Annotated in this window: 23 protein-coding genes and 2 tRNA genes; 8 read left to right on the top strand and 17 right to left on the bottom strand. The window is 71.3% G+C overall.

Annotation, left to right across the window (positions count from 1 at the left end; translation table 11 throughout):
• Positions 1-50 precede the first annotated feature (50 nt).
• From clpX to AC0666_RS04860, 5 genes are all read right to left on the bottom strand, one after another.
• Complete coding sequence (gene clpX, locus AC0666_RS04880; protein ID WP_048479338.1) at positions 51-1,337, bottom strand: ATP-dependent Clp protease ATP-binding subunit ClpX; 1,287 nt, start codon at positions 1,335-1,337, stop codon at positions 51-53.
• A 154-nt stretch (positions 1,338-1,491) separates the two neighbouring features.
• Positions 1,492-2,145, bottom strand: a complete 654-nt coding sequence (locus AC0666_RS04875) for an ATP-dependent Clp protease proteolytic subunit (RefSeq protein ID WP_468582991.1) — start codon at positions 2,143-2,145, stop codon at positions 1,492-1,494.
• Between the two features lie 104 nt (positions 2,146-2,249).
• Positions 2,250-2,867, bottom strand: coding sequence for an ATP-dependent Clp protease proteolytic subunit (locus tag AC0666_RS04870; RefSeq protein ID WP_053786842.1), 618 nt, complete (start codon positions 2,865-2,867; stop codon positions 2,250-2,252).
• 370 nt (positions 2,868-3,237) lie between these two features.
• Complete coding sequence (tig, locus tag AC0666_RS04865; protein ID WP_468582989.1) at positions 3,238-4,620, bottom strand: trigger factor; 1,383 nt, start codon at positions 4,618-4,620, stop codon at positions 3,238-3,240.
• A gap of 180 nt (positions 4,621-4,800) precedes the next feature.
• Positions 4,801-4,877 (bottom strand) — tRNA-Pro (locus tag AC0666_RS04860).
• A gap of 168 nt (positions 4,878-5,045) precedes the next feature.
• On the opposite strand from AC0666_RS04860, the gene AC0666_RS04855 reads away from it, so the two are divergent.
• Positions 5,046-5,116, top strand: a tRNA-Gly gene (locus AC0666_RS04855).
• Positions 5,117-5,221: 105 nt separating this feature from the next.
• Here the strand turns inward: AC0666_RS04855 and AC0666_RS04850 are convergent.
• The 4 genes from AC0666_RS04850 to AC0666_RS04835 all read right to left on the bottom strand — a co-directional run bounded on the left by AC0666_RS04850 (position 5,222) and on the right by AC0666_RS04835 (position 8,003).
• Positions 5,222-5,500, bottom strand: a complete 279-nt coding sequence (locus AC0666_RS04850) for a hypothetical protein (protein ID WP_468967958.1) — start codon at positions 5,498-5,500, stop codon at positions 5,222-5,224.
• Positions 5,501-5,774: 274 nt separating this feature from the next.
• A complete protein-coding gene (locus AC0666_RS04845; protein WP_356850590.1) occupies positions 5,775-5,969 on the bottom strand; it encodes a hypothetical protein in 195 nt (64 codons plus the stop codon).
• A 175-nt stretch (positions 5,970-6,144) separates the two neighbouring features.
• Complete coding sequence (locus AC0666_RS04840; protein ID WP_468582986.1) at positions 6,145-6,600, bottom strand: HD domain-containing protein; 456 nt, start codon at positions 6,598-6,600, stop codon at positions 6,145-6,147.
• Complete coding sequence (locus tag AC0666_RS04835) at positions 6,597-8,003, bottom strand: pyridoxal phosphate-dependent decarboxylase family protein (protein ID WP_478707101.1); 1,407 nt, start codon at positions 8,001-8,003, stop codon at positions 6,597-6,599. Before AC0666_RS04835 ends, AC0666_RS04840 begins: the two co-directional genes overlap by 4 nt.
• A 207-nt stretch (positions 8,004-8,210) precedes the next feature.
• Between AC0666_RS04835 and AC0666_RS04830 the strand changes: the two genes are divergently transcribed.
• On the top strand, positions 8,211-8,849 hold the full coding sequence (locus tag AC0666_RS04830) for a DUF4232 domain-containing protein (RefSeq protein ID WP_478707100.1): 639 nt from the start codon (positions 8,211-8,213) through the stop codon (positions 8,847-8,849).
• 63 nt (positions 8,850-8,912) lie between these two features.
• Here the strand turns inward: AC0666_RS04830 and AC0666_RS04825 are convergent, their stop codons facing one another.
• From AC0666_RS04825 to AC0666_RS04815, 3 genes are all read right to left on the bottom strand, one after another.
• Entirely contained in the window at positions 8,913-10,055 is a 1,143-nt protein-coding gene (locus tag AC0666_RS04825) for a SpoIIE family protein phosphatase (RefSeq protein WP_478707099.1), read from the bottom strand.
• 115 nt (positions 10,056-10,170) lie between these two features.
• On the bottom strand, positions 10,171-10,980 hold the full coding sequence (locus tag AC0666_RS04820) for an Fpg/Nei family DNA glycosylase (RefSeq protein WP_478707098.1): 810 nt from the start codon (positions 10,978-10,980) through the stop codon (positions 10,171-10,173).
• Between the two features lie 78 nt (positions 10,981-11,058).
• The gene (locus AC0666_RS04815; RefSeq protein WP_361713643.1) at positions 11,059-11,547 is read right to left on the bottom strand and encodes a ribose-5-phosphate isomerase; all 489 of its coding nucleotides are present in this window, start codon (positions 11,545-11,547) and stop codon (positions 11,059-11,061) included.
• 218 nt (positions 11,548-11,765) lie between these two features.
• Here AC0666_RS04815 and AC0666_RS04810 point away from each other — a divergent pair, with 218 nt between their 5' ends.
• Entirely contained in the window at positions 11,766-13,199 is a 1,434-nt protein-coding gene (locus AC0666_RS04810) for an amino acid permease (protein WP_468967971.1), read from the top strand.
• A gap of 73 nt (positions 13,200-13,272) precedes the next feature.
• Here the strand turns inward: AC0666_RS04810 and AC0666_RS04805 are convergent, their stop codons facing one another.
• Entirely contained in the window at positions 13,273-13,854 is a 582-nt protein-coding gene (locus AC0666_RS04805; RefSeq protein WP_468582978.1) for a biotin transporter BioY, read from the bottom strand.
• Positions 13,855-14,166: 312 nt separating this feature from the next.
• On the opposite strand from AC0666_RS04805, the gene AC0666_RS04800 reads away from it, so the two are divergent.
• The gene (locus AC0666_RS04800; RefSeq protein WP_468582977.1) at positions 14,167-15,579 is read left to right on the top strand and encodes an amino acid permease; all 1,413 of its coding nucleotides are present in this window, start codon (positions 14,167-14,169) and stop codon (positions 15,577-15,579) included.
• A 61-nt stretch (positions 15,580-15,640) separates the two neighbouring features.
• Here AC0666_RS04800 and AC0666_RS04795 read toward each other — a convergent pair whose 3' ends face one another.
• Entirely contained in the window at positions 15,641-16,423 is a 783-nt protein-coding gene (locus tag AC0666_RS04795) for an SDR family NAD(P)-dependent oxidoreductase (RefSeq protein WP_468967974.1), read from the bottom strand.
• Between the two features lie 169 nt (positions 16,424-16,592).
• Here AC0666_RS04795 and AC0666_RS04790 point away from each other — a divergent pair, with 169 nt between their 5' ends.
• Both AC0666_RS04790 and AC0666_RS04785 read left to right on the top strand, forming a co-directional pair.
• Complete coding sequence (locus AC0666_RS04790) at positions 16,593-18,005, top strand: amino acid permease (RefSeq protein WP_478707097.1); 1,413 nt, start codon at positions 16,593-16,595, stop codon at positions 18,003-18,005.
• A gap of 157 nt (positions 18,006-18,162) precedes the next feature.
• A complete protein-coding gene (locus AC0666_RS04785; RefSeq protein WP_468967980.1) occupies positions 18,163-18,819 on the top strand; it encodes a superoxide dismutase in 657 nt (218 codons plus the stop codon).
• 147 nt (positions 18,820-18,966) lie between these two features.
• Here the strand turns inward: AC0666_RS04785 and AC0666_RS04780 are convergent, their stop codons facing one another.
• Positions 18,967-19,614, bottom strand: a complete 648-nt coding sequence (locus AC0666_RS04780) for a mycothiol-dependent nitroreductase Rv2466c family protein (protein ID WP_478707096.1) — start codon at positions 19,612-19,614, stop codon at positions 18,967-18,969.
• A 126-nt stretch (positions 19,615-19,740) separates the two neighbouring features.
• Between AC0666_RS04780 and pepN the strand changes: the two genes are divergently transcribed.
• Positions 19,741-22,296 (top strand): aminopeptidase N, encoded by a 2,556-nt coding sequence (gene pepN, locus AC0666_RS04775; protein WP_468967986.1) that lies wholly within the window; start codon positions 19,741-19,743, stop codon positions 22,294-22,296.
• Positions 22,297-22,492: 196 nt separating this feature from the next.
• The gene (locus AC0666_RS04770; RefSeq protein ID WP_468967989.1) at positions 22,493-23,452 is read left to right on the top strand and encodes a hypothetical protein; all 960 of its coding nucleotides are present in this window, start codon (positions 22,493-22,495) and stop codon (positions 23,450-23,452) included.
• Here AC0666_RS04770 and AC0666_RS04765 read toward each other — a convergent pair.
• Positions 23,428-24,333, bottom strand: coding sequence for a pyridoxamine 5'-phosphate oxidase family protein (locus AC0666_RS04765; protein WP_478707095.1), 906 nt, complete (start codon positions 24,331-24,333; stop codon positions 23,428-23,430). The genes AC0666_RS04770 and AC0666_RS04765 overlap by 25 nt on opposite strands.
• Complete coding sequence (locus AC0666_RS04760) at positions 24,333-24,791, bottom strand: VOC family protein (protein WP_468967995.1); 459 nt, start codon at positions 24,789-24,791, stop codon at positions 24,333-24,335. Before AC0666_RS04760 ends, AC0666_RS04765 begins: the two co-directional genes overlap by 1 nt.
• Positions 24,792-24,793 lie beyond the last annotated feature (2 nt).

The following is a 24,793-nucleotide window of genomic DNA, read 5'->3' as shown; positions in this document are numbered from 1 at the left end:
AAGGGGCGCCCGGCCGGTGGCCGGGCGCCCCTTCGCGTACGTCGTGACGGCTACGCCGACTTCTCCTGGGGGCCCTGGTCCTTGGGGACGATGCGGGGGACCAGCGTCGGGTTGACGTTCGAGCGGACCACGTCGGCCGTGATGACCACGCGGGCCACGTCCTTGCGGGACGGGACCTCGTACATCACCGACATCAGGACCTCCTCCATGATGGCGCGCAGGCCGCGCGCGCCCGTCTGGCGGAGGATCGCCTGGTCCGCGATGGCCTCCAGCGCCTCGCGCTCGAAGTCCAGCTCGACACCGTCGAGTTCGAACAGCCGCTGGTACTGCTTCACCAGCGCGTTGCGGGGCTCGATCAGGATCTGGAGCAGGGCCTCGCGGTCGAGGTTGTGCACCGAGGTGATGACGGGCAGACGGCCGATGAACTCGGGGATCATCCCGAACTTCACCAGGTCCTCCGGCATGACCTCCTGGAACTGGTCGCTCGCCTCGATCTCCCGCTTCGAGCGGATCGTCGCCCCGAAGCCGATGCCCTTGGCGCCCGCGCGCGACTCGATGATCTTCTCAAGGCCGGCGAAGGCGCCGCCCACGATGAAGAGCACGTTCGTCGTGTCGATCTGGATGAACTCCTGGTGCGGGTGCTTGCGGCCGCCCTGCGGCGGCACCGAGGCCGTCGTGCCCTCAAGGATCTTGAGCAGGGCCTGCTGGACTCCCTCACCCGAGACATCGCGGGTGATCGACGGGTTCTCGCTCTTGCGGGCGACCTTGTCGATCTCGTCGATGTAGATGATCCCGGTCTCGGCCTTCTTGACGTCGTAGTCGGCCGCCTGGATCAGCTTGAGCAGGATGTTCTCGACGTCCTCGCCGACGTACCCGGCCTCCGTCAACGCCGTCGCGTCGGCGATGGCGAACGGGACGTTCAGCATGCGGGCGAGCGTCTGCGCGAGGAGCGTCTTGCCGGAGCCCGTCGGGCCCAGCAACAGGATGTTGGACTTGGCGAGTTCGATCGCGTCGTCGCGGCCCTGCGCGCCGCCGTTCTCGCCCGCCTGGACCCGCTTGTAGTGGTTGTAGACCGCTACCGAGAGCGCCTTCTTCGCCGGCTCCTGGCCGACGACGTAGCTCTCCAGGAACTCGTAGATCTCACGAGGCTTGGGGAGTTCCTCCCAGCGGACCTCGGAGGTCTCGGCGAGCTCCTCCTCGATGATCTCGTTGCAGAGGTCGATGCACTCGTCGCAGATGTACACACCGGGTCCTGCGATGAGCTTCTTCACCTGCTTCTGGCTCTTTCCGCAGAACGAGCACTTGAGCAGGTCGCCGCCGTCACCGATGCGTGCCACGAGGTGCTTCCCCTTCGCCTGGGAGACGCCTGGTTCAGCGGCTCCTGGTGCCTCATATCCGACGGTACCTTGCCGGGGGCCCCGTACGGGGCCCCCTTGACGTGGTTCACATCGCTGAATGCGACTGCGTGCCCACGCCAACTGGCGGCAAGGATCAGACCGTGCTGCTCTTGCGGGTCGAGACGATCTGGTCGATCAGGCCGTACGCGAGCGCGTCCTCGGCCGTCAGGATCTTGTCGCGCTCGATGTCCTCGCGGATCTTCTCGATCGGCGTGGTCGAGTGCTTGGCCAGCATGGTCTCCAGCTGGTCGCGCATGCGCAGGATCTCGTTGGCCGCGATCTCCAGGTCGGAGAGCTGCTCGCGGCCGGTGCCGCCGGACGGCTGGTGGATCAGCACGCGGGCGTTCGGCAGGGCCATGCGCTTGCCGGGGGTGCCCGCGGCGAGCAGGACCGCGGCGGCGGAGGCCGCCTGGCCCATGCAGACCGTCTGGATGTCCGGCTTCACGAACTGCATCGTGTCGTAGATGGCCGTCAGCGCGGTGAAGGAGCCGCCGGGGCTGTTGATGTAGATCGAGATGTCGCGGTCCGGGTCCATCGACTCCAGGCACAGCAGCTGCGCCATGACGTCGTTGGCGGAGGCGTCGTCGATCTGCACGCCGAGGAAGATCACGCGCTCCTCGAAGAGCTTCGCGTACGGGTCGTACTCGCGGATGCCCTGCGAGGTGCGCTCGACGAAGCGCGGGACGACGTAGCGGTTGTCCAGCGGCGCGCCGGTGTAGAGGCCGCTCGCGGGAGAGAGGTTGTTCATGTGCATCTGGGTGTTCACCGTCCTGGTGGCGTTCTGCGGGCTGAGGCTTGCCTGGTACGGGCTGGCGGGGTCGTACGGGAGTGCACGCGCCGCCGGGGCCGGGATCAGGCCCCGGTGCCGCCGCCGCCGGGGACCAGGGACGCGGCCGAGATGATCTCGTCGATGAGGCCGTAGTCCTTGGCCTCCTCCGCCGTGAACCAGCGGTCGCGGTCGCCGTCCCGGATGATCGCCTCCACGGTCTGGCCGGAGTGGTGCGCGGTGATCTCAGCCATGCGCTGCTTCGTACGCAGCAGGTACTGGGCCTGGATCTTGATGTCCGAGGCGGTGCCGCCGATGCCGGCGGAACCCTGGTGCATCAGGATGTCGGTGTTCGGGAGCGCGAAGCGCTTGCCCGGGGCACCGCCGGTGAGCAGGAACTGGCCCATGGAGGCCGCCATGCCCATGCCGATGGTGACGACGTCGTTCGGGATGTACTGCATGGTGTCGTAGACCGCCATGCCCGCCGTCACGGAGCCACCGGGGCTGTTGATGTACAGGTAGATGTCCTTCTCCGGCTCGGCGGCCAGGAGGAGGAGCTGCGCGGTGATCTTGTTCGCGATGTCGTCGTCGACCTGCTGGCCGAGGAAGATGATGCGCTCGCCGAGCAGCCGGTTGTAGACATGGTCGCCGAGGCCGCCACCGATGGACGGCTCACCCGCGGCGTAAGGCTTCAGATTCGTCACGTATCCACCTGCTCGTCTCCGACGGCCACATGCCGTCTCAGCGTCTCGTTCTGGGGCGCGGACCGGTCGGGGCGGCGGTGGCCGCCGGCGTCCGGGTACTCCCGTGCCCTCGTATTCATGGACCCTAACGCGCAGGTCGGACAACGCCATCCCGCTTCCCGAACTGTTCGCTCGGAGCGCAAGCTCCGGGGGCCGGGCGCAGGCCGGGCGCAGACCGTGCGGCGGCCGGGCGGAGCGGCATGCGGAAGGGCCGTGCGGGGCCGCGCGCGGGCCATGCGGAGGGCCCGTGCGGAGCGCCATGCGGAAGGGCCCGCACGCGGCTGCGTACGGGCCCTCCGGGGCACTGCTCAGCGGGCTCTCGCCCGGGGTGTCACTTGGCCTCGTCGGCCGCGTCCTCGGCGTCACCCTCGGCGGCGGCCTGCTCGGCGGCCTCGTCCTCGTCCTCGTCGGACAGGTCGACGACCTCACCGTTGGTGTCGGTGACCTTGGCGGCCTCGACGACGACCGCGAGGGCCTTGCCGCGGGCGACCTCGCCGACGAGCATCGGGACCTGGCCACCCTCGACGACGGCCTGGGCGAACTGGTCGGGGGACATGCCGGAGGAGGCGGCGCGGCGCATGAGGTGCTCGGTGAGCTCCTCCTGGTTGACGCCCAGCTTCTCCTTGTTGACCAGCGCGTCGAGGACGAACTGGGTCTTGATGCCCTTGACCGCCTGCTCCTTGGTCTCGGCCTCGAACTCCTCGACCGTCTTGCCCTGGAACTCCAGGTACTTCTCCAGGGTCAGACCCATCTGGCCGAGCTGGTGGTGCTCCAGGTTGTGCTTGCGGGTGTTGACCTCGTCCTCAAGCAGCTTCTCGGGGATCGGCACCTCGACGAGCTCCAGCAGCTTCTCCAGGACGCGCTCCTGGGCCTGCGTGGCCTGGTCGTACTGCTTCATGTTCTCAAGGCGCTTGCGGCTGTCCGCCTTCAGGTCCTCAAGGGTGTCGAACTCGCTCGCCATCTGCGCGAACTCGTCGTCCAGCTCCGGCAGCTCGCGGGCGGAGACCTTGGTGACCTTGACGGTGACCTCGGCGTCCTTGCCCTCGGCGGAGCCGCCCTTCAGCTGGGAGGTGAAGGTGGCCTCGCCACCGGCCTCCAGGCCCTTGACGGCCTCGTCGATGCCGTCGAGGAGCTCGCCCGAGCCGATGGTGTACGAGACGTCGGAGGCGACACCGTCCGGCAGCACCTCGCCCTCGACCTTGGCCTCCAGGTCGATGGTGACGACGTCGCCGTCCTGGGCGGCGCGCTCGACGTCCTTGGTGGACGCGAAGCGGCCGCGCAGCTGCTCGACCGACTTCTCGACGTCCTCGTCGGAGACCTCGACCGCGTCGACCTCGACCTCGATGCCGGAGTAGTCCGGGATCTCGATCTCGGGGCGGACGTCCACCTCGGCGGTGAAGGCCAGCAGCTCGCCGTCCTTCAGCTCCGTGATGTCGACCTCGGGCTGGCCCAGCGGGTTCAGGTCGGCCTCGTTGACGGCCTCGGTGTAGAACTTCGGGAGCGCGTCGTTGACGGCCTCCTCCAGCACCGCACCGCGGCCGAAGCGCTGGTCGATGACACGGGCCGGGATCTTGCCCTTGCGGAAGCCCTTCACCGTGACCTGCTGGTTGATCTTCTTGTAGGCCGCGTCGAGGCTGTCCTTGAGCTCCTCGAAGGGCACCTCAACAGTGAGCCGAACCCGGGTCGGGTTCAGGGTCTCCACGGCGCTCTTCACGGTTCGGTCTCCTTGTGGCTGACTGCTGGGGGTCTCTGCTGTCGCTGCGATTCAGCGGTTCAGCGGATTCGGCCCGGCATCAGACACACGGGCACGCAGCTTGCATAGTAACCGCAAGCGGCAATCAGCCCACAACGCGATCACCGTGGACGGCGGTACCAATGGTGCCGGTGTTGCTGGTGGTCGGGGTGGCCGGATTCGAACCGACGACCTTCCGCTCCCAAAGCGGACGCGCTACCAAGCTGCGCCACACCCCGTCGGTGCGACACGTAGGGTACATGCCCGGAGACCCTCTGATGCGCGGGGTTTCCCGGCCCGCCCCCGCGCCACGACCCTGCCGGGGCGAAAAGCGGTGTGCACTCCCCCGTCCCGACCCGCTAGGATGCTGTCCGTGCCGCGGTCCCCGGACCTGCGGCGCACGTCATGCGGGCGTAGCTCAATGGTAGAGCCCTAGTCTTCCAAACTAGCTACGCGGGTTCGATTCCCGTCGCCCGCTCTGAACGACGATGGGCCAGGTCAGAGGATGTTTCCTCGACCTGGCCCATCGTCGTTCCGGAGCAGGGGGAGCCGGGGCGGGCGGTGTGCCGCCGCCGGGCGCGCCTCAGTGCTGGACCGTGGTGCAGGTGACCGCGGTCTTGCCGTCGGCCGTCTTGACGACGTACTTGCCCCCGCTGAGACCGCCGAGGTCGAACCTTCCCGACTTGTCGACGGGGACCGAGCCGGCGGTGGATCCCGAGTAGGTCACCTTCGTGCCGGCGGGGAATCCCAGACCCCACAGGTGGTATTTGCCGACCGAATCCTTCTCGACCTTGCACGCCGCGCCGGTCACGGCGCCGGGGGCGGCGGTGGCCGAGGCGTGCGCGGCAAGGGCAGGGCCCACCGCGAGAGCGGGGGCCACCAAGAGCGTGAGTGCTGCAAGACGACGTGTCCGGTTCATCATTCAACCTGCCTTGGACGCTGACGGGGCGGCCGGTCAGGCGTGACGGCTCCGGTCCCCGGGCAGCGGCCGCCCGGACGCCGAGGGACGGTCTCGGTCCGTTCTGCCATGCTGATGCCGATTCAAGCCTATAGTCCGGTTTGCCCCATGGCATCTCGCGGCGGTCCCTCGAAAGCGTGACGCCCCGTACGGCATGGGCCGGGCTCCGGCCCCGTCGCTAGAGCTTGATGCCTGCGATGGTGTCCGCCAGGGAGTTGAGGAAGCGGTTGACGTCCGGGGCGATGGAGCTGGACGCCAGGAAGAAGCCGAAGAGGACCGCGACGATCGCAGGTCCGGTCTTGAGGTGGCCGCCGCGGACGAGCACGACCAGGATGACCAACAACAGAACCACCACTGACAGCGAAATGGCCACTACTGATCACACCTTCGGTCGTCCCCTGGTCGGCCGGGGCGCACGGCCACGCACGCTCCCCTAGGGACCATCCTCCCACCAACAGGGCCCGGCTATCCGCCCCGTGGCCAAACCGCGTCGGCTCTTTCGCGCCAACGGGGCGTGCGCGGGACATATTTCGGGAAGGCGGCGCGGGTCACGGGGTGGTGAGGCCGAGCAGAGAGCGGACATACGCGTACTTCGCGGACAGCCGCTCGCGCGTGGGGCCGTCCAGTACGGCGAGCCGCGCCGGATCCGCGTTGTGCGCGAGGTCGGCCTCCTTGACCAGGAGGGCGCCGGGGGTGGCGAGGATCCGGGCCGTGTACTCCTCCAGCGGTTCACCCGGGCGCTTGGTGACCGCGAGGACCATGTCCTTCACCGGCTGCGGGAGAGGGGCGGAGTCCAGCCACTCCCGGGACAGGGCGTCGTCCTCCACGGCGTCGTGCAGCCAGGCCGCCGCCTGCTGGTCGGGGCTGCCGCCCCGGGCGCGGACGCCCTCGGCCACGGCCGCCAGGTGCTCCGCGTACGGTCGGCCGGCCTTGTCGGTCTGGCCCTCGTGCGCGGCGCGGGCCAGGGCTTCGACCTCCAGGAGGGTCAGGGGCCGGCTCGTCATGCGATCTCCCTTGCTGCCGTACGCAGGGCCTCGGCGGCCCGGCGCACATCGGACTGCGTGGTGCGCCAGTTGGAGAACGCGGCGCGCAGGGCGGGGGTTCCCGCGTAGACGGTGGGGGTGACGAAGACCTCCGACCGGATCGCCTCGCGGATGGCCGTGAGGCGATCCGGGGTGGGTTCCGCGGCGAGGGTGAAGCAGACGACGTTCAGGCGGACCGGGGCGAGCAGGCGGAAGGCGGGGTCCCGGTCGAGGGCTGCGCCGAGGGCCTCGGCGCAGGCGATGTCGCGTTCGACGATCTCCCGATGGCCTTCGCGGCCGTAGGCGCGCAGCGTGAACCAGGCGGCGAGGGCGCGCAGCCGGTGGGAGTTCTCGGGGGTGAGGTGGACCAGGTCGGGGTGGTCGCCGAGGGGGCCGAGGTAGGCGGCGGCGTTCTGGAAGACGCGGGCCTGCAGGTCGCGGCGGCGGGTGAACTGGACGGCGCTGTCGTACGGGACGTTCAGCCATTTGTGCAGGTCGATGCAGAGGGAGTCGGAGGCGTCGAGGCCGGCGGCGAGGTGGGCCCGGGCCGGGGAGAGTGCGGCGAAGGCGCCGAAGGCGGCGTCGGTGTGCAGCCAGAAGTCGTGGTGCTCCTTGAGGGCGGCGACGGCGCGGAGGTCGTCGAAGTCGACGGTGTTGACGGTGCCCGCGTTGGCCACGACCACGGCGGGGCCGGGGGTGTCGGCCAGCGCCCGGTCGAGGGCGGCCGGGTCCACGGCCTCGCGGCCGGGGAGGGTCGGGACGGCCACGAGGGAGCTGCGGCCGAGACCGAGGACGGAGAGCGCCTTGGCGATGGAGGAGTGCGGGGCGCCGGAGAGGACCCGGACCGGGCCGAGCGCTGCTGCGCCGTCCTCGGCCGGGGAGACGCCGAGGCGTTCGCCGAGCCATTCGCGGGCGATGGCGAGGCCGGTGGTGTTGGACATGGTGGCGCCGCTGACGAAGGTGCCGGTGTGGGCGGGGCCGAGGTGGAAGAGCTCGCGGAGCCAGCCGACGGTCTCGCGTTCGAGGGCCTGGCCGGCGCCGTCGAGGGCGGAGTTGGAGTTCTGGTCGTGGACGGCGGTCAGCCAGTCGCCGGCGAGGGCGGCGGGGGTGGCGCCGCCGGTGACGAAGCCGAGGTAGCGGGGGCCGGCGGAGGCCGACAGGCGGGGGGCCCAGCGGTGTTGGAAGGCGGCGAGAGCCCCTTCCGCGCCGGCGGGGCGGTCGGGGAGGGGCTCGTGGTGGGGCTCCGACCCTTCCGGCCCCTCCGGATCCGCGGGGGGTACGACCGGACGCGCGTCCAGGGTCGCGAGGGTCTCGGCGGCGGTGCGGTGGGTGGCGGCGAGCAGCTCGGGGAGGCGGGCGAGGTCGGCGGCGAGGGCGGGGTGCATGGGGGAACGGTAGGAGCGGGCCGCCGCCCGGGGACGGGCCAATCCGGCCCAAGTGGCCCGCCACCACCCGCACGGCGCCACCCGCACGGCTCCGCCCCTCGCCCGCGCCGGCGTCGCGTCGGCGTCGGCGTCGGCGTCGGCGTCGGCGGCCCAAGTCCCGGGCCGGGCAGGGCCGCTGGGGCCGGAGGGGCGCCGTAGGGTCGGGGGATGAACAGGATGCGGTGGGTGGCGGGTGTGGTCGGTGGGGCCCTGGCGGCCGGACTCCTGGCGGGGTGCGACGCCCCGCCGCCGCCGAGGGCCGCGCCGGGGCCCACGGCCGGGACGGGCTCCGCAGGGACTCCGGGGCCGGTGCGGCCGGAGTCGCCGTACGGCAGCGCCCCGCGGAGCGCGCCCGCCCCGGACGGGCCGTGCCCCGAGGGCGGGGTGCGGCTGCGCGAGGGGGCCGGCGATGCCGCCATGGGGCTGCGGGTCGCGGACGTACAGCTGGTGAACTGCGGTACGCAGCCGTACGCGCTGGAGGGCTATCCGGAGATCCGGCTGCTGGACAAGGCGCGCAGGCCCGTCGAGGTGACCGTCGGGCACGGGTCGAGCGGCATCACCACGGGCGCCCCCGCGATGGACGAGCCGCCGCGCCCGGTGACGGTGGAGCCGGGGCAGACCGCCTCGGTGGGGCTGGTGTGGCGGAACCTGGTCACCGATACGACCCGCCCGGCCGCCGAGGGCTGGGTACTGGAGGTCACGCCCCGCCCCGGCGCGCCCCGGGTGGCGCTGGAACTCGCCCACTCCGTCGATCTGGGGAACACCGGGAAGCTCGGCATCGGCCCCTGGACGAGCATCGCGCGCTGAGCCCCGCCGGGCGTCGGCCCCCGAGCCCCGCTGCGCGTCGGCCCCGGCCAGCGGTCGGGGCGGTCAGGGCGAGCGGCGGAGCAGGAGGAGGGCCCGGTCGTCGTTGACGTCCTTGGCCACCTTTTCGATCAGGTGCCAGGCGGCGCCCTCCCAGCCGGCGGCCACGTAGCGGTCGGCTTCGCCGGTGAGGCGGTCGATGCCCTCGGCGATGTCGCGGTCGGCGGTCTCGACGAGTCCGTCGGTGAACAGCATCAGGACGTCCCCGCGGCGCAGGTTGCCGCGGGCCGGTTCGAAGGCGGCCCCGTCGTAGACGCCGAGGAGCGGGCCCTCGCCGGACACCTCCTGCCAGCGGCCGGTTCCGGCGGAGAGCTGGAGGGCGGGCAGGTGCCCGGCGGAGAGCAGTTCGTAGTCGCCGGTCTCCAGGTCGAGGACCAGGTGGATGGAGGTGGCGAAGCCCTCGTCCCAGTCCTGGCGGAGCAGGTAGCCGTTGGCGGCGGGCAGGAAGCCCTCCGGGGGCAGCGCGCCGAGCAGCCCGCCGAAGGCACCGGACAGCAGCAGGGCCCGCGAGCCGGCCTCCATCCCCTTGCCGGAGACGTCGGTCAGCACCACCTCCAGCGTCCGGCCGCCGTTGGTGCGGGCGGCCACGACGAAGTCCCCGGAGAAGGACTGGCCCCCGGCCGGGCGCAGGGCCATCTCGCGGTGCCAGCCGCGCGGCAGGGCGGGCAGCTTGCTCTGGACCCGGATGCGTTCGCGCAGGTCGAACAGCATGGTGCCGCCGCGGCGCCAGGGCACGCCGACGCGGCTGCGGAACTGGGCGATCACCAGCCCGAAGAACCCGCAGGCGGCGACGACCAGGACGGTGCCGGGGGTGACCCGGGCCGGGCCCTGGGTGTACGGGCCGAGGACCAGGGCTTCGACGATCAGGGCGGCGGCGGAGGCCGCGTACAGCCCGAGCAGGCTCGCGGGCCGCAGCAGCAGGCCGCCGGCGACGATCGGCAGGACGAGGGCGGAGGGCGAGAACCAGACCGGGAGCATCAGCGTGCCGCAGGCGATCGCGGGAATGGTCAGGAGCAGCCCGCCGAACGCGAGCCAGTCGGAGGCGTCGCCGCGGAAATAGTCGACGGCGGATTTGCGCAGGCTGGTGCGGACCCGGGCCGACAGCATGCGGGCCCGGGCCGTGAGCGTCTCCACGCGTGCTCCGGCCATTGCATCGGGACCCTATCCATCCTGCCCGTGCGCGCGCAGCGGGACCCCTCAGCCGAGATGCACCTGAGATCACCCTCGAACACAGGCGCGTCGAACAGCGTGCCGGGCGGCTGTCCTACCGCGCCTGGCAGGTGGGGCACCAGAAGAGGTTGCGGGCGGCCAGGCCGGCGGTGCGGATCTCTCCCCCGCAGATGTGGCAGGGCATCTTCGCCCGGCGGTAGACGTACACCTCGCCGCCGTGGTCGTCGACGCGGGGCGGGCGGCCCATGGCCTCGGGCAGGTGCTCGTCACGGACGGTGTCGATCCGGTTGTTCCGCACGCCCTCGCGCATCAGGGCGGCCAGGTCGCGCCACATGGCATCCCACTCGCCGCGGGTGAGGTCCTTGCCGAGGCGGTACGGGTCGATGCCGTGCCGGAAGAGGACCTCGGCGCGGTAGACGTTGCCGACGCCGGCGACGATCTTCTGGTCCATGAGCAACGCGGCGACGGTGGTGCGGGAGCGGGAGATCCGCTCCCAGGCGCGGTCCGGGTCGTCGCCCTTCCTGAGCGGGTCGGGGCCGAGCCGGTCGCTTATCGCCTGCTTCTCGCCGTCCGTGATCAGGGCGCAGGTGGTCGGACCCCGCAGGTCGGAGTAGTGGCCTTCGTGGGCGATGCGCAGGCGGACGGTGTCGGTGGGCGGCGGTGCGGGGGCCGCGCCGATGGCGTACTTGCCGAACAGGCCCAGGTGGATGTGGACCCAGCCGCCGCCCTGGAAGCCGAGGAAGAGGTGCTTGCCGTGCGCGTCCACCCCGTCGAGGACACGGCCGTCGAGCAGCGCCGCGCTCTCGGCGAAGCGGCCCTGGGGGCTGCTGACCCGTACCTCCCGGCCCGCGAACCGGTCGCGGTGGTCCTGCGCCAGGCGGTGGATCGTATGCCCCTCGGGCACGGCTGTTCTCCTCGGATGTCCTCGAAGCGGGCCCGTCCCGTGCCGCCGGGCCCGCGGGCCCGGCGGCACGGGCGTGTCCTACTGGTCCTGCGGGTGGTGGGCCGGGATCGGGGGGAGCTCGCCGGTCTGCTCGTAGGCCGAGAGCATGTCGATGCGGCGGGTGTGGCGCTCCTCGCCGGAGTACGGGGTCGCCAGGAAGGCCTCGATGAAGGCGACGGCCTCGTCCTGGGTGTGCATCCGGCCGCCGACGGAGATCACGTTGGCGTTGTTGTGCTCACGGCCGAGCTTCGCGGTCTCGACGCTCCAGGCCAGGATGGCGCGCACGCCCTTGACCTTGTTCGCGGCGATCTGCTCGCCGTTGCCGGAGCCGCCGATCACGATGCCGAGGCTGTCGGCGTCCGCGGCGGTCTTCTCCGCGGCGCGCAGGCAGAACGGCGGGTAGTCGTCGACGGCGTCGTAGATGTGGGGCCCGCAGTCGACGGGCTCGTGGCCGTTGTTCTTGAGCCAGTCCACGAGGTGGTTCTTGAGCTCAAAGCCGGCATGGTCGGATCCGAGGTACACGCGCATGGGACGAGTGTGGCACGAGCGGCTCCGCCGACCCTCAGCGGGTGTCGCGTAAGTCACTTCTAAAGCTCAAGTAAACCCAAAGAGCGCAGATGAGACACCGTGGGACCAAGGTCACGGACCTTCGTCCTCCGCAACGATCCGGATTGAGGTCTTCCGCCCGCCTTCATCTCGGGTTTGAATGCCGCAACTCGTAACCCGAGAAACCTAAGGATTCGTCCATGAGCACCACGACGACCCTTCAGAAGGCAGGCGACCCGTCCGGTAACCCCGGTGACGCCACGCCCTCCGATGGTCTCAAGGCCGGTCTCAAGAACCGCCACCTGTCCATGATCGCCATCGGCGGTGTCATCGGCGCCGGACTCTTCGTCGGCTCCGGCGGCGGTATCGCCAAGACCGGCCCCGCCATCCTGATCTCCTACGCGCTCGTCGGCGCGCTGGTCGTCTTCGTGATGCGGATGCTCGGCGAGATGGCTGCCGCCAGCCCGAACTCGGGCTCGTTCTCCGCCTACGCCGACCGTGCGCTGGGCCGCTGGGCCGGCTTCTCCATCGGCTGGCTGTACTGGTTCTTCTGGGTCGTCGTGCTGGCCGTGGAGGCCACCGCCGGTGCGGTGATCCTTGAGGGCTGGGTCCCGGCGGTCCCGCAGTGGGCCTGGGCCCTGATCGTGATGGCGGTCCTGACCATCACGAACCTCGGCTCCGTCTCCTCGTACGGCGAGTTCGAGTTCTGGTTCGCCGGCATCAAGGTCGTCGCCATCGGCGCCTTCGTCGTGATCGGCATGCTCGCCGTCTTCGGCGTACTGCCGGGCTCCGACAACCCGGGCGCGGGCTTCGCCCACCTGACCGACACCGGCGGCTTCATGCCGAACGGCTGGGGTTCGATCCTCACCGGTGTCCTGATGGTCGTCTTCTCCTTCATGGGCAGCGAGATCGTCACCCTGGCGGCCGGTGAGTCCGAGGACCCGCGCCGCGCGGTCACCAAGGCCACCAACTCGGTGATCTGGCGCATCGGCGTCTTCTACCTGGGCTCGATCTTCATCGTGCTGACGCTGCTGCCGTGGAACGACGCGTCGATCGTCAAGAAGGGCTCGTACGTCGCCGCCCTGGACTCCATCGGCATCGCGCACGCCGGCCAGATCATGAACGTGATCGTCCTGACGGCCGTGCTGTCCTGCCTGAACTCGGGCCTCTACACCGCCTCCCGCATGGCGTTCTCGCTGGGCGAGCGCGGTGACGCCCCGAAGGCCTTCGCCAAGGTCAACGCCAAGGGCGTGCCGACCGCCGCGATCCTCGGCTCCGTGGTCTTCGGCTTCGTCGCCGTCTACTTCAACTACGCCTTCAAGGACACCGTCTTCAGCTTCCTGCTGAACTCCTCGGGCGCGATCGCGCTGTTCGTGTGGCTGGTGATCTGCCTGACGCAGCTGCGGATGCGCAAGATCCTGGTGCGCGAGGCGCCGGACAAGCTGACGGTGAAGATGTGGCTCTTCCCGTACCTGACCTGGGCCACCGCCGCGATGATCACCTTCGTCCTGGGCTACATGGTCTACGACAAGGACAACCGCGAGACCGTGATGCTGTCCCTGCTGGTCGCCGCCATCGTGCTGGTGATCGGTGTCGTGCGCGACGTCCGCCGCAAGGCCGCCGAGCGCGCGTAGGGATCCGCCCGTACGTACGACAGCAGCCCCGGACCGCCGCTCGCGGTCCGGGGCTGCCGTGCAGGCAGGTGCCTCAGCTGCGGCCGGCCAGCTTCCACGCGGCGGGCAGCAGGCCCATCGCCAGGGCGGCCTTGAGGGCGTCGCCGATCAGGAACGGGGTCAGGCCCGCCGCCACGGCCGCGCCGAAGGACATCCCGGTGGCCAGGGCGAGGTAGGGCACGCCGACCCCGTAGATGATCGCGGAGCCGAGCACCATCGTGCCCGCCGTGCGCAGCACCGAGCGGTCGGCGCCGCGCCGCGCCAGGGCTCCGACGACGGTGGCGGCGAGCAGCATGCCGAGGACGTAGCCGAAGGAGGCGCCGCCCGCGCCGGAGGTGCCGTTCGCGAACCACGGCACGCCGGCCATGCCGACGAGGGCGTACAGGGCCAGCGAGAGGAAGCCGCGTCCGGCGCCGAGCGCCGTGCCGACGAGCAGTGCGGCGAAGGTCTGGCCGGTGACCGGGACCGGTGAACCGGGAACGGGTACGGAGAGCTGCGCGGCCAGACCGGTGAGGGCGGCTCCGCCGACGACGAGCGCGATGTCGCGCACCCGGCTCGCGGGCAGCAGGTCCGCGAGGACGGCGCCGGGGCGGAAGGAGACGGAAGCAGTGCTCATCAAGGGCTCCGCGGGTTGAGGGGGACGGGACGATCACCGACGCTAGTGCGCGGTCCGCCGCCGCCCCACCGCCGCCCGGGACAAAGCCCTACTCCCCGGTTTGGTGGGGAGTGCACAAAGAGCCGGGTTCACACCCGAGTTGTAGTGATACGCATCACGAGCCAGATCCAACCGCACGTCCGTTTTGCGCGGACGGGCTCCGCCCGGCGAGACTGTAGGTTCCCGCCAATCCCCCGGCCACGACTGCCGGAGGCACCCGCACTGCGGAGCCCCCACCGCCGCATCGAGCACGAGAGACACGAGCATCCACTCATGCGCGACCGCTTGTCCGACACCCCTGCGACCGGGCAGGACCTGCCCGCGGAACCTCTGAGCCACAGCCTCAAGCAGCGCCACCTGACCATGCTGGGCCTGGGCGGCGTGATCGGCGCGGGGCTGTTCGTCGGCTCCGGAGCGGGCATCGGCATCGCCGGCCCCGCGATCATCTGCTCGTACCTGCTGGCGGGCGCGCTCGCCATGCTGGTCATGCGGATGCTCGGGGAGATGTCCGCCGCGATGCCCGCGTCCGGTTCCTTCTCCGTGTACGCGGAGCGGGCGCTGGGCCGCTGGGCCGGTTTCTCGGCGGGCTGGCTGTACTGGTTCCTGCTGGTCGTGGTGCTCGCCGTGGAGGCGACCGGCGCCGCGAAGATCGCGAACGGCTGGCTGCCGTCGGTGGACCAGTGGGTCTGGGTGCTGGTCTTCATGGTGGTCTTCACCGTGAGCAACCTGGCCGCCGTGAAGAACTTCGGCGAATTCGAGTTCTGGTTCGCCGCCCTCAAGGTCGGCGCCATCGTGCTCTTCCTGATCCTCGGCACCCTCGCGGTCTTCGGCCTGCTCCCCGCTGCGTCCGATTTCTCTGGCGATCCCGTCGGCGCGGCCAACCTGAGCGGGCACGGCGGCTTCTTCCCGAAGGGCGCCGGGGGTGTCATCGCGGGCATGCTCGCCGTCGTCTTCGCCTTCGGCGGCCTGGAGGTCGTCACCATCGCGGCCGCCGAGTCGGACGACCCGGCGCGCTCGGTGGCCCGCGCCGTGCGCAGCGCCGTGTGGCGGATCCTGTTCTTCTACGTCGGCTCGATGGTCGTCATCGTGACCCTGCTGCCGTGGGACTCGCTGAAGCCGGGTCAGAGCCCGTACGTCGCGGTGCTCGACTCCATCGGCATCCCGGCGGCCGGCCAGATCATGAACATCGTGGTCTTCGTGGCGCTGCTGTCGGCGCTGAACGCCAATCTGTACGGGTCCTCGCGCATGGTGTTCTCGCTGGCCGAGCGGGGTGAGGCGCCCAAGGCGCTGCTGAAGGTGTCGGGCGGCGGGGTGCCGCGCCGGGCCGTGTTCGCCTCGGTGGCCTTCGGGTTCGTGTCGGTGGTGCTGAACCTGCTGTGGCCGGACACGGTCTTCCTCTACATGCTGAACGCCGTCGGCGCGGTGCTGCTGTTCGTGTGGGCGCTGATCGCGGTGTCCCAGCTGAGGCTGCGCGGGCGGTTGGAGCGGGACATGCCGGAGCGGCTGACGCTGCGGATGTGGTGCTTCCCGTACCTGACGTGGGCTGCGCTGCTCGGCATGGGCGCGGTGTTCGTCCTGATGCTGTTCGACGACTCGGCGCGGCCGCAGCTGCTGTGGTCCTCGGGAGCGGCGGCCGTGGTGCTGGTGGTGGCGTGGGTACGGGAGCTGCGCGCGGCGAAGTCCTGAGCCGTCTCCCCGCCTCCGCGAAGCCCCCCGTGCACCCGGCGAATCAAGGGGGCTTCGCGCATCAGGTGCGCAGGTAAGAGGCGCCGTTGACGTCGAGGACCGCACCCGAGCTCCAGCGCGCGGCGGGCGAGGCCAGGTGGAGCACGGCGGCGGCCACCTCCTGCGGGGTGCCGACGCGGCCGAAGGGGCTCTGCGCCCGGATCCGCTCGCCCTCCTCGCCGTCGAGCCGCCCGGCGACCCGTTCGGTGGCCACGAAGCCGGGTGCCACGGAGGCCACTGCGATGCCGTGCGGCGCCAGGGAGACGGCGAGCGACTGGCCGAGTGCGTGCAGGGCGGCCTTGGTGGCGCCGTAGGCCGGGTGATCGGGCTCGCCACGGAAGGCCCCGCGCGAGCCGATGTTGACGATGCGGCCCTCCCGTCGGCCGTCGATCATGTGGCGGGCCACGCAGTAGGAGAGGTGGGCGGGGCCGAACAGGTTCACGGCGGCCGTGTGCCGCCAGGCTTCCTGCCACGCGTCGTAGGAGGTCGTGGGCAGCGGGTGCGCGACCATCACCGCGGCGTTGTTGACGAGTACGTCCACCGCGCCGAGCGCCTCCTCGGCCCGGGCCGCGAGCGCCTCCACCCCAGCCGGGTCGCCGAGATCGCCGGTGACGAGGACGTGGCCGTCGCCCGGCAGGTCCGCGAGGGTGCGCTCGGCGTCCGCGTGCCGGACCGTGCAGTGCACCGCGACGCGGTCGCCCTGCTCGGCGAAGGCCGCGGCGATGGCCCGGCCGATCCCCCGGGAGGCTCCGGTGACGAGTACGCCCCGGCCCGTCGCGGCCAATTCCCGTATGCCGTGGTCCATTCGGTCTCCTGCCGCCCGTCACCCGTGTCCTGCCGTCAGCGTACGGGGGTGATCACGGCCGGTCATTCGGCTGTCCGGATAGCGGACTCCATTCATCCGAAGATCGGACAGAGGTGAGACTGGGGCACTTCACCCCGTCCACCCGCACACCGGACAGGCACGCACCCTCATGAGCCAGACCACCGTCACCCCTCCCCGCACCCCGGGCGCGCCGCCCGCGGGCGCCTCCGGATCGTCCCTCGGCAACGGCCTCAAGCAGCGGCACCTCTCGATGATCGCCCTCGGCGGGGTGATCGGCGCCGGGCTCTTCGTCGGCTCCGGCGCCGGCATCGCCGCCGCGGGGCCCTCGATCGTCCTCGCCTACGCCGTGTCGGGGCTGCTCGTGATGTGCGTGATGCGGATGCTCGGCGAGATGTCCGCGGCGAACCCCGCCTCCGGCTCCTTCTCCGTGCACGCCGAGCGGGCGATCGGGCCGTGGGCGGGGTTCACGGCCGGCTGGATGTTCTGGACGCTGCTGTGCGTGGGCGTGGCCATCGAGGCGATCGGTGCGGCGCACATCATGACCGGCTGGTTCCCCGGCACCCCGTCCTGGATGTGGGTGCTGGCCTTCATGGCCTTGTTCTGCGGGACCAATCTGGCGGCGGTCTCGCACTTCGGCGAGTTCGAATTCTGGTTCGCCACGCTCAAGATCGGCGCCATTGCGCTGTTCCTGGGCCTGGGCGTGCTGGCCGTGCTGGGCCTGCTGCCCGGCACCTCCTCCCCCGGCGCCGCGAACCTGGTCCACGACGGCGGCTTCCTGCCCCACGGGGTGGACGGCCTGCTGGTCGGCGTGCTCGCCTCCGTCGTCGCGTACGGCGGCCTGGAGACGGTGACCATCGCGGCGGCCGAGTCCGACGACCCCGTCAAGGGCGTGGCCCGGGCCGTGAAGACCACCATGTGGCGGATCGCGGTGGTCTACGTCGGCTCGATGCTGCTCATCGTGACACTGCTGCCGTGGAACGACCCGGCGGTGGCCGAGGACGGCCCGTACGCGGCGACCCGCGACCACCTGGGCATCCCGGCGGCGGGGGAGGTCATGAACGTGGTCATCCTGATCGCCCTGCTGTCCGCGATGAACGCGAACATCTACGGCTCCTCGCGGATGGCCCACTCGCTGGTGTCCCGCGGCCAGGGCCCGAAGGCGCTGGGCAAGGTCAGCGGCCGGGTGCCGCGCCGTGCGGTGCTGGCCTCCTGTGGTTTCGGCTTCACGACCGTGCTGCTGTCGTACTGGTACCCCGACACCCTCTTCGCCTGGCTGTTGAACATGGTCGGCGGGGTCGTCCTCGTCGTCTGGGGCTTCATCGCCGTGTCGCAGTTCGTGCTGCGGCGGCGCCTGGAGCGTGAGGCGCCCGGACAGCTCGCCGTGCGGATGTGGGGCTTCCCGTACCTGACGTGGGCGACGCTCGTCGGGGTCGCCGGCGTGCTGGTGCTGATGGCCCTGGGCGAGGACACGCGGGTCCAGGTGGTCTTCACCGGCGGACTGACCCTCGCCCTGGCGGCGACCGGCTACGCCGTGCAGCGCCGGGAGGCGGCCGGCAGCTGACCCGCCGTGAGACCGAGGACGGCCCCGTGCGGATGCACGGGGCCGTCGGCGTTCCGGTGAGGCGAGCCTTATGCGTTGAGTGGAATAGATGCTGCTAGCGTGCAGTTGCGCATAACTTGCAATAAGAAGTGGCACGCCGAGGGGACCGGATACACGCATGGCCATCTACACGCTTCCCGAGCTTCCGTACGACTACGCGGCGCTGGAGCCGGTGATCAACCCGCAGATCATCGAGCTGCACCACGACAAGCACCACGCGGCCTACGTCGCGGGCGCCAACTCCACGCTGGAGCAGCTGGAGGAGGCGCGCGACAAGGAGAACTGGGCCGCGCTGAACGGTCTGGAGAAGAACCTCGCCTTCCACCTCTCCGGCCACATCCTGCACAGCATCTACTGGCACAACATGGCCAGCCCGAAGACGGGCGAGGGCGGCGGCGAGCCGACGGCGGCGGACGGCCTCGGCGAGCTGGCCGACGCGATCACCGAGTCGTTCGGCTCCTTCGCGAAGTTCAAGAAGCAGCTGACCTTCGCCTCCTCCGCCACCCAGGGCTCCGGTTGGGGCGTGCTCGCCTACGAGCCGGTCAGCGGGCGCCTGATCGTCGAGCAGATCTACGACCACCAGGGCAACGTGGGCGCCGCCAGCACCCCGATCCTGGTCTTCGACGCCTGGGAGCACGCCTTCTACCTCCAGTACAAGAACCAGAAGGTGGACTTCATCGAGGCGATGTGGAACGTCGTCAACTGGCAGGACGTGGCCCGCCGCTACGCCGACGCCAAGGCGAACACCCCGCTGCTGATCCCCGCCAAGGGCTGATCCCCGTCACGGGCTGATCACCACCCCGGCCCGTCCGCCTCGTGATCGTCTTCTCACCTTTCGCCGGCGGACGTGTACAGCAGGAGACCCCCGCGATGACGTGAATCGCGGGGGTCTCCTGTGTCTGCGCGGGGCTGCGCGGGACTGCTACTCGAAGATCGGACCCTGGGTCCGGCTGCGCTTGATCTCGTAGAAGCCGGGGGTGGAGGCGACGAGCAGGGTGCCGTCCCACAGCCGGGCGGCGGCCTCACCCCGCGGGGTGGGCGTGACGACCGGACCGAAGAAGGCCACATCGGAGCCGTCGGCACCCGGCACGGAGATCACCGGGGTGCCGACCTCCTGGCCGACGCGGTCGATGCCGTTGTTGTGCGACTTGCGCAGCACCTCGTCGTACTCGTCGGAGTCGGCGTAGGCGAGCAGCTCCGCCGGGAGGCCGACCTCCTCCAGCGCGGCGGCGATGACCTCGCGGGTGTTGCCGAGGTCCTGGTTGTGGATGCGGGTGCCGAGCGCGGTGTAGAGCTTGCCCGTGACCTCGTCACCGTGCTTCTGCTGGGCGGCGATCACGACGCGCACCGGAGCCCAGCCCTTGGGGCCGAGCAGTTCGCGGTAGCGCTCGGGCAGCTCGTCGAGCTTGTTCTCGTTCAGTACGGCGAGGCTCATCACGTGCCAGCGGACCTCGACGTCACGGACCTTCTCGACCTCCAGCATCCAGCGGGAGGTCATCCAGGCCCAGGGGCAGAGCGGGTCGAACCAGAAGTCGACCGGGGTCTTCTCTCGCACCTGGGTGTCGGGCATGGCTCTCCTCGAATCGCATAAGGGCATCACAGGTCGTGTTCACCCTCGCCAACCAGGCCGGGGGCGTGCGCATTCCCCCGTGGGAGGATTCGATCAGGTATAGCGAACACGCACGAAGGAGTGCACGTGCCCGGAGAGAATCTGTCCCGTGACGAGGCCCGCGAGCGGGCGGAGCTGTTGTCCGTCGACGGGTACGACGTGGTCCTCGACCTGAGGTCCGCCGTGGACGAGGCCGAACCGGCCGAGGACCCGCGGACCTTCCGCTCGGTGACGACGATCCGCTTCCGGGCCGCCGCCCCCGGCTCCGCCACCTTCGCGGACCTGATCGCCCCCTCCGTCAACTCCGTCGTCCTCAACGGCCGCGAGCTGGACCCGGCCGCGGTCTTCGACGGGGCGCGGATCGCCCTGGAGGGACTGGCCTCCGAGAACGTCCTGGTGGTGGACGCCAACTGCGCGTACAGCCGTACGGGTGAAGGTCTGCACCGGTTCGTTGACCCGGAGGACGGCGAGGTCTACCTCTACACGCAGTACGAGCCCGCGGACGCCCGGCGGGTGTACGCGAACTTCGAGCAGCCCGACCTGAAGGCGCCCTACCGCTTCGAGGTGACCGCGCCGGAGGGCTGGCAGGTGTGGAGCAACGGCGCGGAGGAGTCCCGGGAGGGCGGGGTCTGGCGGTTCGCCGAGACCGCGCCGATCTCGACGTACATCACCTGCGTGGTGGCCGGCCCCTACCACTACGTGACCGACACCTACCGGCGCGGGGACCTGGTGATCCCGCTGGGCGCGATGTGCCGCAAGGGGCTGGCCAAGCACTTCGACGCGGACGACGTCTTCCTGGTCACCAAGCAGGGCTTCGACTTCTTCCACGAGCACTTCGACTACCCGTACCCCTTCGGCAAGTACGACCAGGCGTTCGTGCCCGAGTACAACCTCGGCGCGATGGAGAACCCGGGGATGGTGACCTTCCGCGAGGAGTACATCTTCCGGGGGAAGGTGACACGGGCGGCGTACGAGCGGCGCTGCAACACGATCCTCCACGAGATGGCCCACATGTGGTTCGGCGACCTCGTCACCATGAAGTGGTGGGACGACCTGTGGCTGAAGGAGTCCTTCGCGGACTTCATGGGCTCCTTCTCGCAGGTGGAGGCGACCCGCTTCGACCAGGCGTGGGTGACCTTCGCCAACAGCCGCAAGGCCTGGGCCTACCGGGCCGACCAGCTGCCGTCCACGCACCCGATCACGGCCGACATCCGTGACCTGGAGGACGCCAAGCTGAACTTCGACGGGATCACCTACGCCAAGGGCGCGGCGGTGCTCAAGCAGCTCGTCGCGTACGTGGGCCGGGACGCCTTCCTGGAGGGCGCGCGGCGCTACTTCAAGGCCAACGCGTACGGGAACACGACGCTGGACGACCTGCTGTCGGTCCTCGGGGAGGTATCCGGGCGGGACATGGCCGAGTGGTCGCGGGCCTGGCTGCAGACGGCCGGCGTGAACGTGCTGACGCCGGTGGTGACGTACGACGCGGGCGGCCGGGTGACCGAGCTGGCGGTCGTCCAGGACGGCGAGGAGCTCCGCCCGCACCGGGTGGCGGTCGGCCTGTACCGGCGGGAGTCCGGCGCGCTGGTGCGCTACGCGCGGGCCGAGGCGGACGTGGCCGGCGTACGGACGGTCGTGGCGGAACTGGCCGGACAGGAACGGCCCGACCTGGTGCTGGTCAACGACGAGGACCTCACCTACTGCAAGATCCGCTTCGACGAGGCCTCGCTGGAGACGCTGCGCGCGCACCTGGGCGAGCTCACGGACCCGCTGGCGCGGGCGCTGTGCTGGTCGGCGCTGTGGAACCTGACGCGGGACGGGCTGATGCCGGCGCGCGACTTCGTCTCCTTCCTGCTCGCCCACGCGGGCCGCGAGAGCGACGTGGGCGTGCTGCAGATGCTGCACGCGCAGGCGCTGACCGCGGTCACCCACTACGCGGCGCCCGGGTGGCGCGAGCAGGGCGGCAAGGCGCTGGCGGCGGGCGCGCTGCAGGAGCTGCGCAGGGCGGAGCCGGGCTCGGAGCACCAGCTGACCTGGGCCCGCTTCTTCGCGGCGGCCGCGGCGACGGAGGGCGACTTCCAGCTGCTGCTGGGGCTGCTGGACGGCTCGGCGCGGATCGACGGGCTGGAAGTGGACCAGGAACTGCGCTGGGACTTCCTGCTGCCGCTGGCCGCGCACGGCGCGGTCGACGAGTCGGTGCTGACGGCGGAACTGGCGCGGGACGACACGGCCTCGGGCAAGCGCCACCAGGTGCGGTGCCTGGCGGCGCGCCCCTCGGCGGCGGTCAAGGACCAGGCGTGGGCGGCGGTGGTCGAGTCGGACGCGCTGTCGAACGCACTGGTGGAGGCGACGATCGCGGGGATGCAGCAGTCTTCGCAGCGGGCCCTGCTGGCCCCGTACACGGAGCGCTATTTCGAGGTGATCGAGCGGATCTGGGCGGAGCGTTCGATCCAGATCGGCATGCACGTGGTGCGCGGGCTGTACCCGGCGCTGCAGGACGACCGGGCCACGCTGGAGGCCACGGACGCCTGGCTGGCGGCCCACGCCTCGGCCGCCCCGGCCCTGCGCCGCCTGGTGCTGGAGGCCCGCGACGACCTGGCCCGGGCCCTTCGCGCCCAGGCGTGCGACGCGGCGGCGGGCGCCTGACGGAGTCCTGGTGCCGCCCGCTTCCCTGCGGGGCCGCAGTGCGGCCCCGCAGGAGGCGAACGGGGGAGGCGGAAGGCAGAGGCGAACGGCGGTATCGGCCCTCGAACGTCCGTACTTTAGCCCCAGCTTGTCCGGATTTGTCGACGAGACCGTAACAGGGGTTAGCGGGGCCGGGGCGGGCGGGAATCTCCGCGGCATGAACCACAACGCACCCCTCCCCCTCGCCCACCTCACCGCCAACCGCCCCCGGGTGATGACCCTGGCGCAGCTGCGCGAGCACGGCGTCACCGCCTCCGACGCCGCGGGGCGGCCCTGGCAGGAGATCCTGCCGGGGGTGTTCCTCCTCCACCCGGGCGCGGCCACCAGCGAGGAGCGGCTGCACGCCGCCCTGCTGTACGCGGGCCGCCGCGGCGGCGAGGTCATGATCACCGGGCTGGCGGCCCTGGCTCTGTACCGCTTCAGCTCCGCGCCCGCCCTGCTCGGCCTCGCGCAGATCGACGTCCTGGTCCCGCACACCCGCCGGCTGCGCTCCGTCGGCGGCGTGCGCATCGTCCGGTCGCACACCCCTCCCCTGCCGCAGGAGGTGACGGGCCTGCCCGTGGCCCCGGTGGCGCGGGCGGTCGCCGACGCCGTCTCGCAGCTCTCCGACGCCGGGAGCGTACGCCGGCTGCTCAGCGAGGCGGTCCGCGGCGGGCACTGCGAACCGGCCGCTATCGTCCGGGAGTTGACGGTGGCCCGGCTGCTGAACCGGTCACACGTCGTGGACGCGGTCGAGTCCCTGCTCGCGGAGGGCCGGGCCATCGCCGAGGACCGCCTCTACCGGCTCGTACGGGGCTTCGAACTGCCCGAGCCGGTCTGGAACGTGGACCTGCGCGTGCCCGGTGGCCCGCACCTCGGCGGGGTCGACGCGTACTGGCCGGAGCAGGCGGTGGCCGTGGAGATCGACACCCGCGCCCCCCGGCAGGGCGAGGACGAGCAGTGGTCGGAGGCCGTGCGCAAGCGCGAGACCCTGGAGCGGCTCGGGGTGACCGTCATCCACATCACCCCGCGCAAGCTCCGCGACTGGCCCGAGCAGCAGGCCGCGGTCGTCCGGACCGCCCTGACGGCGTCCGGCGACCGCGAACCCGCCGCCTACCTGGTGGTGCTCCCCCGGTGAGCCGGGAGCGCCGGGTTGGCCGGGGAGTACTCCGGCGCACTCCAGCGCAGCCGCCCGGGATGCAGTGCCTCCACCACCGATTCGACGGTGAAGCGGACACTGCGGGCCCCGTCCGCGGCGAACCCGGTCCGGGCCCGTCCGCTGAGCTGGAGCACCGACCCGCTCTCCCAGTCGGGGAACAGCAGCCCGGCCCGCGGATCCGCCGCCAGGTTCCCCAGCGTCAGGAACATGGCGTTGCCGGGGTAGTCCGGCCAGGCCAGCTCGACCGGCGAGAGCACCTCCACGAAGCCCGGGAGCCCGCCCCGGTGGCTGGCGTCGGTCCCGTCCTCGGCGGTGGTCGCGACGAAGAAGGTGTCCGCGAGGCGGACGGCCCGCTCCTGGCCGGGGGTGAGGGACCGCCCGCGCCGCACGACGCCGGGCCCTTCGTCGACGCGCTCCAGCGGCTGCCGCTTCTGGAGGTACTTCGGGCAGTTGGAGAAGACCTGCTCGGCCTCGACCGCGAAGCCGCCCCCGGTCACCGCCAGGGTCCCGTTGAGCCGCATCCGGCGCCGGGTGCGCGGGTCCAGGGCGATCGTCCCGACGCGGGTGCCGGCGGTGGCCAGCGCCTCGGCGAGCGGATCACCGACCGGCAGACCGCCGGCGACCGCGATCCGGTGCGGACCGGTGGCCCGTACGAATCCGGGCGCGCCGGTGAGCAGGGAGGCCCACAGGGCCCCCGCGGGGTCGGCGGCGCCGACGACCAGGTGCGGCTGCTGCTCCAGGAAGGCCGCGGCGACCTCGCGGATGCCGGTGCCGATCGAGCGGCCGACGTGCTCGGCGGCCGCGCGTACGCCGACCCGCTCCTGCACGGCCAGCGAACCCTGGTGGTAGGGGCCGGGCATTAGAAGAATCCGCAGGTCGGAGCCCCCGCAGTGGGGGCGGGCGCGTTCTCGGCGCCGGCCGGTACGGAGATCTCCAGGCGGGTGCCGTCGGGGTCGTGGAAGAAGATGCCGCCGGAGGCCCTGCCCTCGCCGTGGGCCACCACGCCCTCGTAGGCGAAGTCGGTGCCCAGCTCGCGCAGGCGCGCCTCGTACTCCCGGACCTGCTCGATCGTGTCGGCGGCCAGCGCCAGGTGGTGCAGTCCGGCCGCGGCGGGGACGTACGCGCCGTCGGCCTGCTGCCACAGCGTGAGGACGAGCTCGCCGTCGTGGCCGAGGAAGGCGAAGCGGCGGCCGTCCTCCTTGCCCTCGCCGAGGAGGGCGAAGCCGAGGGCGTCGCGGTAGAAGGCGAGCGAGCGGTCCAGGTCGGTGACGTTGAGGCCCACGTGGCCGGTGCGGAGCGTGTTGATGGCGGTCGACATGA

The sequence above is a fragment of the Streptomyces sp. NPDC043680 genome (assembly GCF_056436685.1).
Note: the sequence above shows the minus strand (reverse complement) of the source record. Positions and strands in the feature narration are given on the sequence as shown.

What these genes read in the sequence shown, in the direction of transcription:
- AC0666_RS04875 (WP_468582991.1), bottom strand. Translation starts at nt 2,145, where the DNA reads ATGAACAACCTCTCTCCCGCGAGCGGCCTCTACACCGGCGCGCCGCTG.
- AC0666_RS04840 (WP_468582986.1), bottom strand. Translation starts at nt 6,600, where the DNA reads ATGACGAGCCGGCCCCTGACCCTCCTGGAGGTCGAAGCCCTGGCCCGC.
- AC0666_RS04835 (WP_478707101.1), bottom strand. Translation starts at nt 8,003, where the DNA reads ATGCACCCCGCCCTCGCCGCCGACCTCGCCCGCCTCCCCGAGCTGCTC.
- AC0666_RS04830 (WP_478707100.1), top strand. Translation starts at nt 8,211, where the DNA reads ATGAACAGGATGCGGTGGGTGGCGGGTGTGGTCGGTGGGGCCCTGGCG.
- AC0666_RS04825 (WP_478707099.1), bottom strand. Translation starts at nt 10,055, where the DNA reads ATGGCCGGAGCACGCGTGGAGACGCTCACGGCCCGGGCCCGCATGCTG.
- AC0666_RS04815 (WP_361713643.1), bottom strand. Translation starts at nt 11,547, where the DNA reads ATGCGCGTGTACCTCGGATCCGACCATGCCGGCTTTGAGCTCAAGAAC.
- AC0666_RS04810 (WP_468967971.1), top strand. Translation starts at nt 11,766, where the DNA reads ATGAGCACCACGACGACCCTTCAGAAGGCAGGCGACCCGTCCGGTAAC.
- AC0666_RS04805 (WP_468582978.1), bottom strand. Translation starts at nt 13,854, where the DNA reads ATGAGCACTGCTTCCGTCTCCTTCCGCCCCGGCGCCGTCCTCGCGGAC.
- AC0666_RS04800 (WP_468582977.1), top strand. Translation starts at nt 14,167, where the DNA reads ATGCGCGACCGCTTGTCCGACACCCCTGCGACCGGGCAGGACCTGCCC.
- AC0666_RS04795 (WP_468967974.1), bottom strand. Translation starts at nt 16,423, where the DNA reads ATGGACCACGGCATACGGGAATTGGCCGCGACGGGCCGGGGCGTACTC.
- AC0666_RS04790 (WP_478707097.1), top strand. Translation starts at nt 16,593, where the DNA reads ATGAGCCAGACCACCGTCACCCCTCCCCGCACCCCGGGCGCGCCGCCC.
- AC0666_RS04785 (WP_468967980.1), top strand. Translation starts at nt 18,163, where the DNA reads ATGGCCATCTACACGCTTCCCGAGCTTCCGTACGACTACGCGGCGCTG.
- AC0666_RS04780 (WP_478707096.1), bottom strand. Translation starts at nt 19,614, where the DNA reads ATGCCCGACACCCAGGTGCGAGAGAAGACCCCGGTCGACTTCTGGTTC.
- AC0666_RS04770 (WP_468967989.1), top strand. Translation starts at nt 22,493, where the DNA reads ATGAACCACAACGCACCCCTCCCCCTCGCCCACCTCACCGCCAACCGC.
- AC0666_RS04765 (WP_478707095.1), bottom strand. Translation starts at nt 24,333, where the DNA reads ATGCCCGGCCCCTACCACCAGGGTTCGCTGGCCGTGCAGGAGCGGGTC.
- AC0666_RS04760 (WP_468967995.1), bottom strand. Translation starts at nt 24,791, where the DNA reads ATGTCGACCGCCATCAACACGCTCCGCACCGGCCACGTGGGCCTCAAC.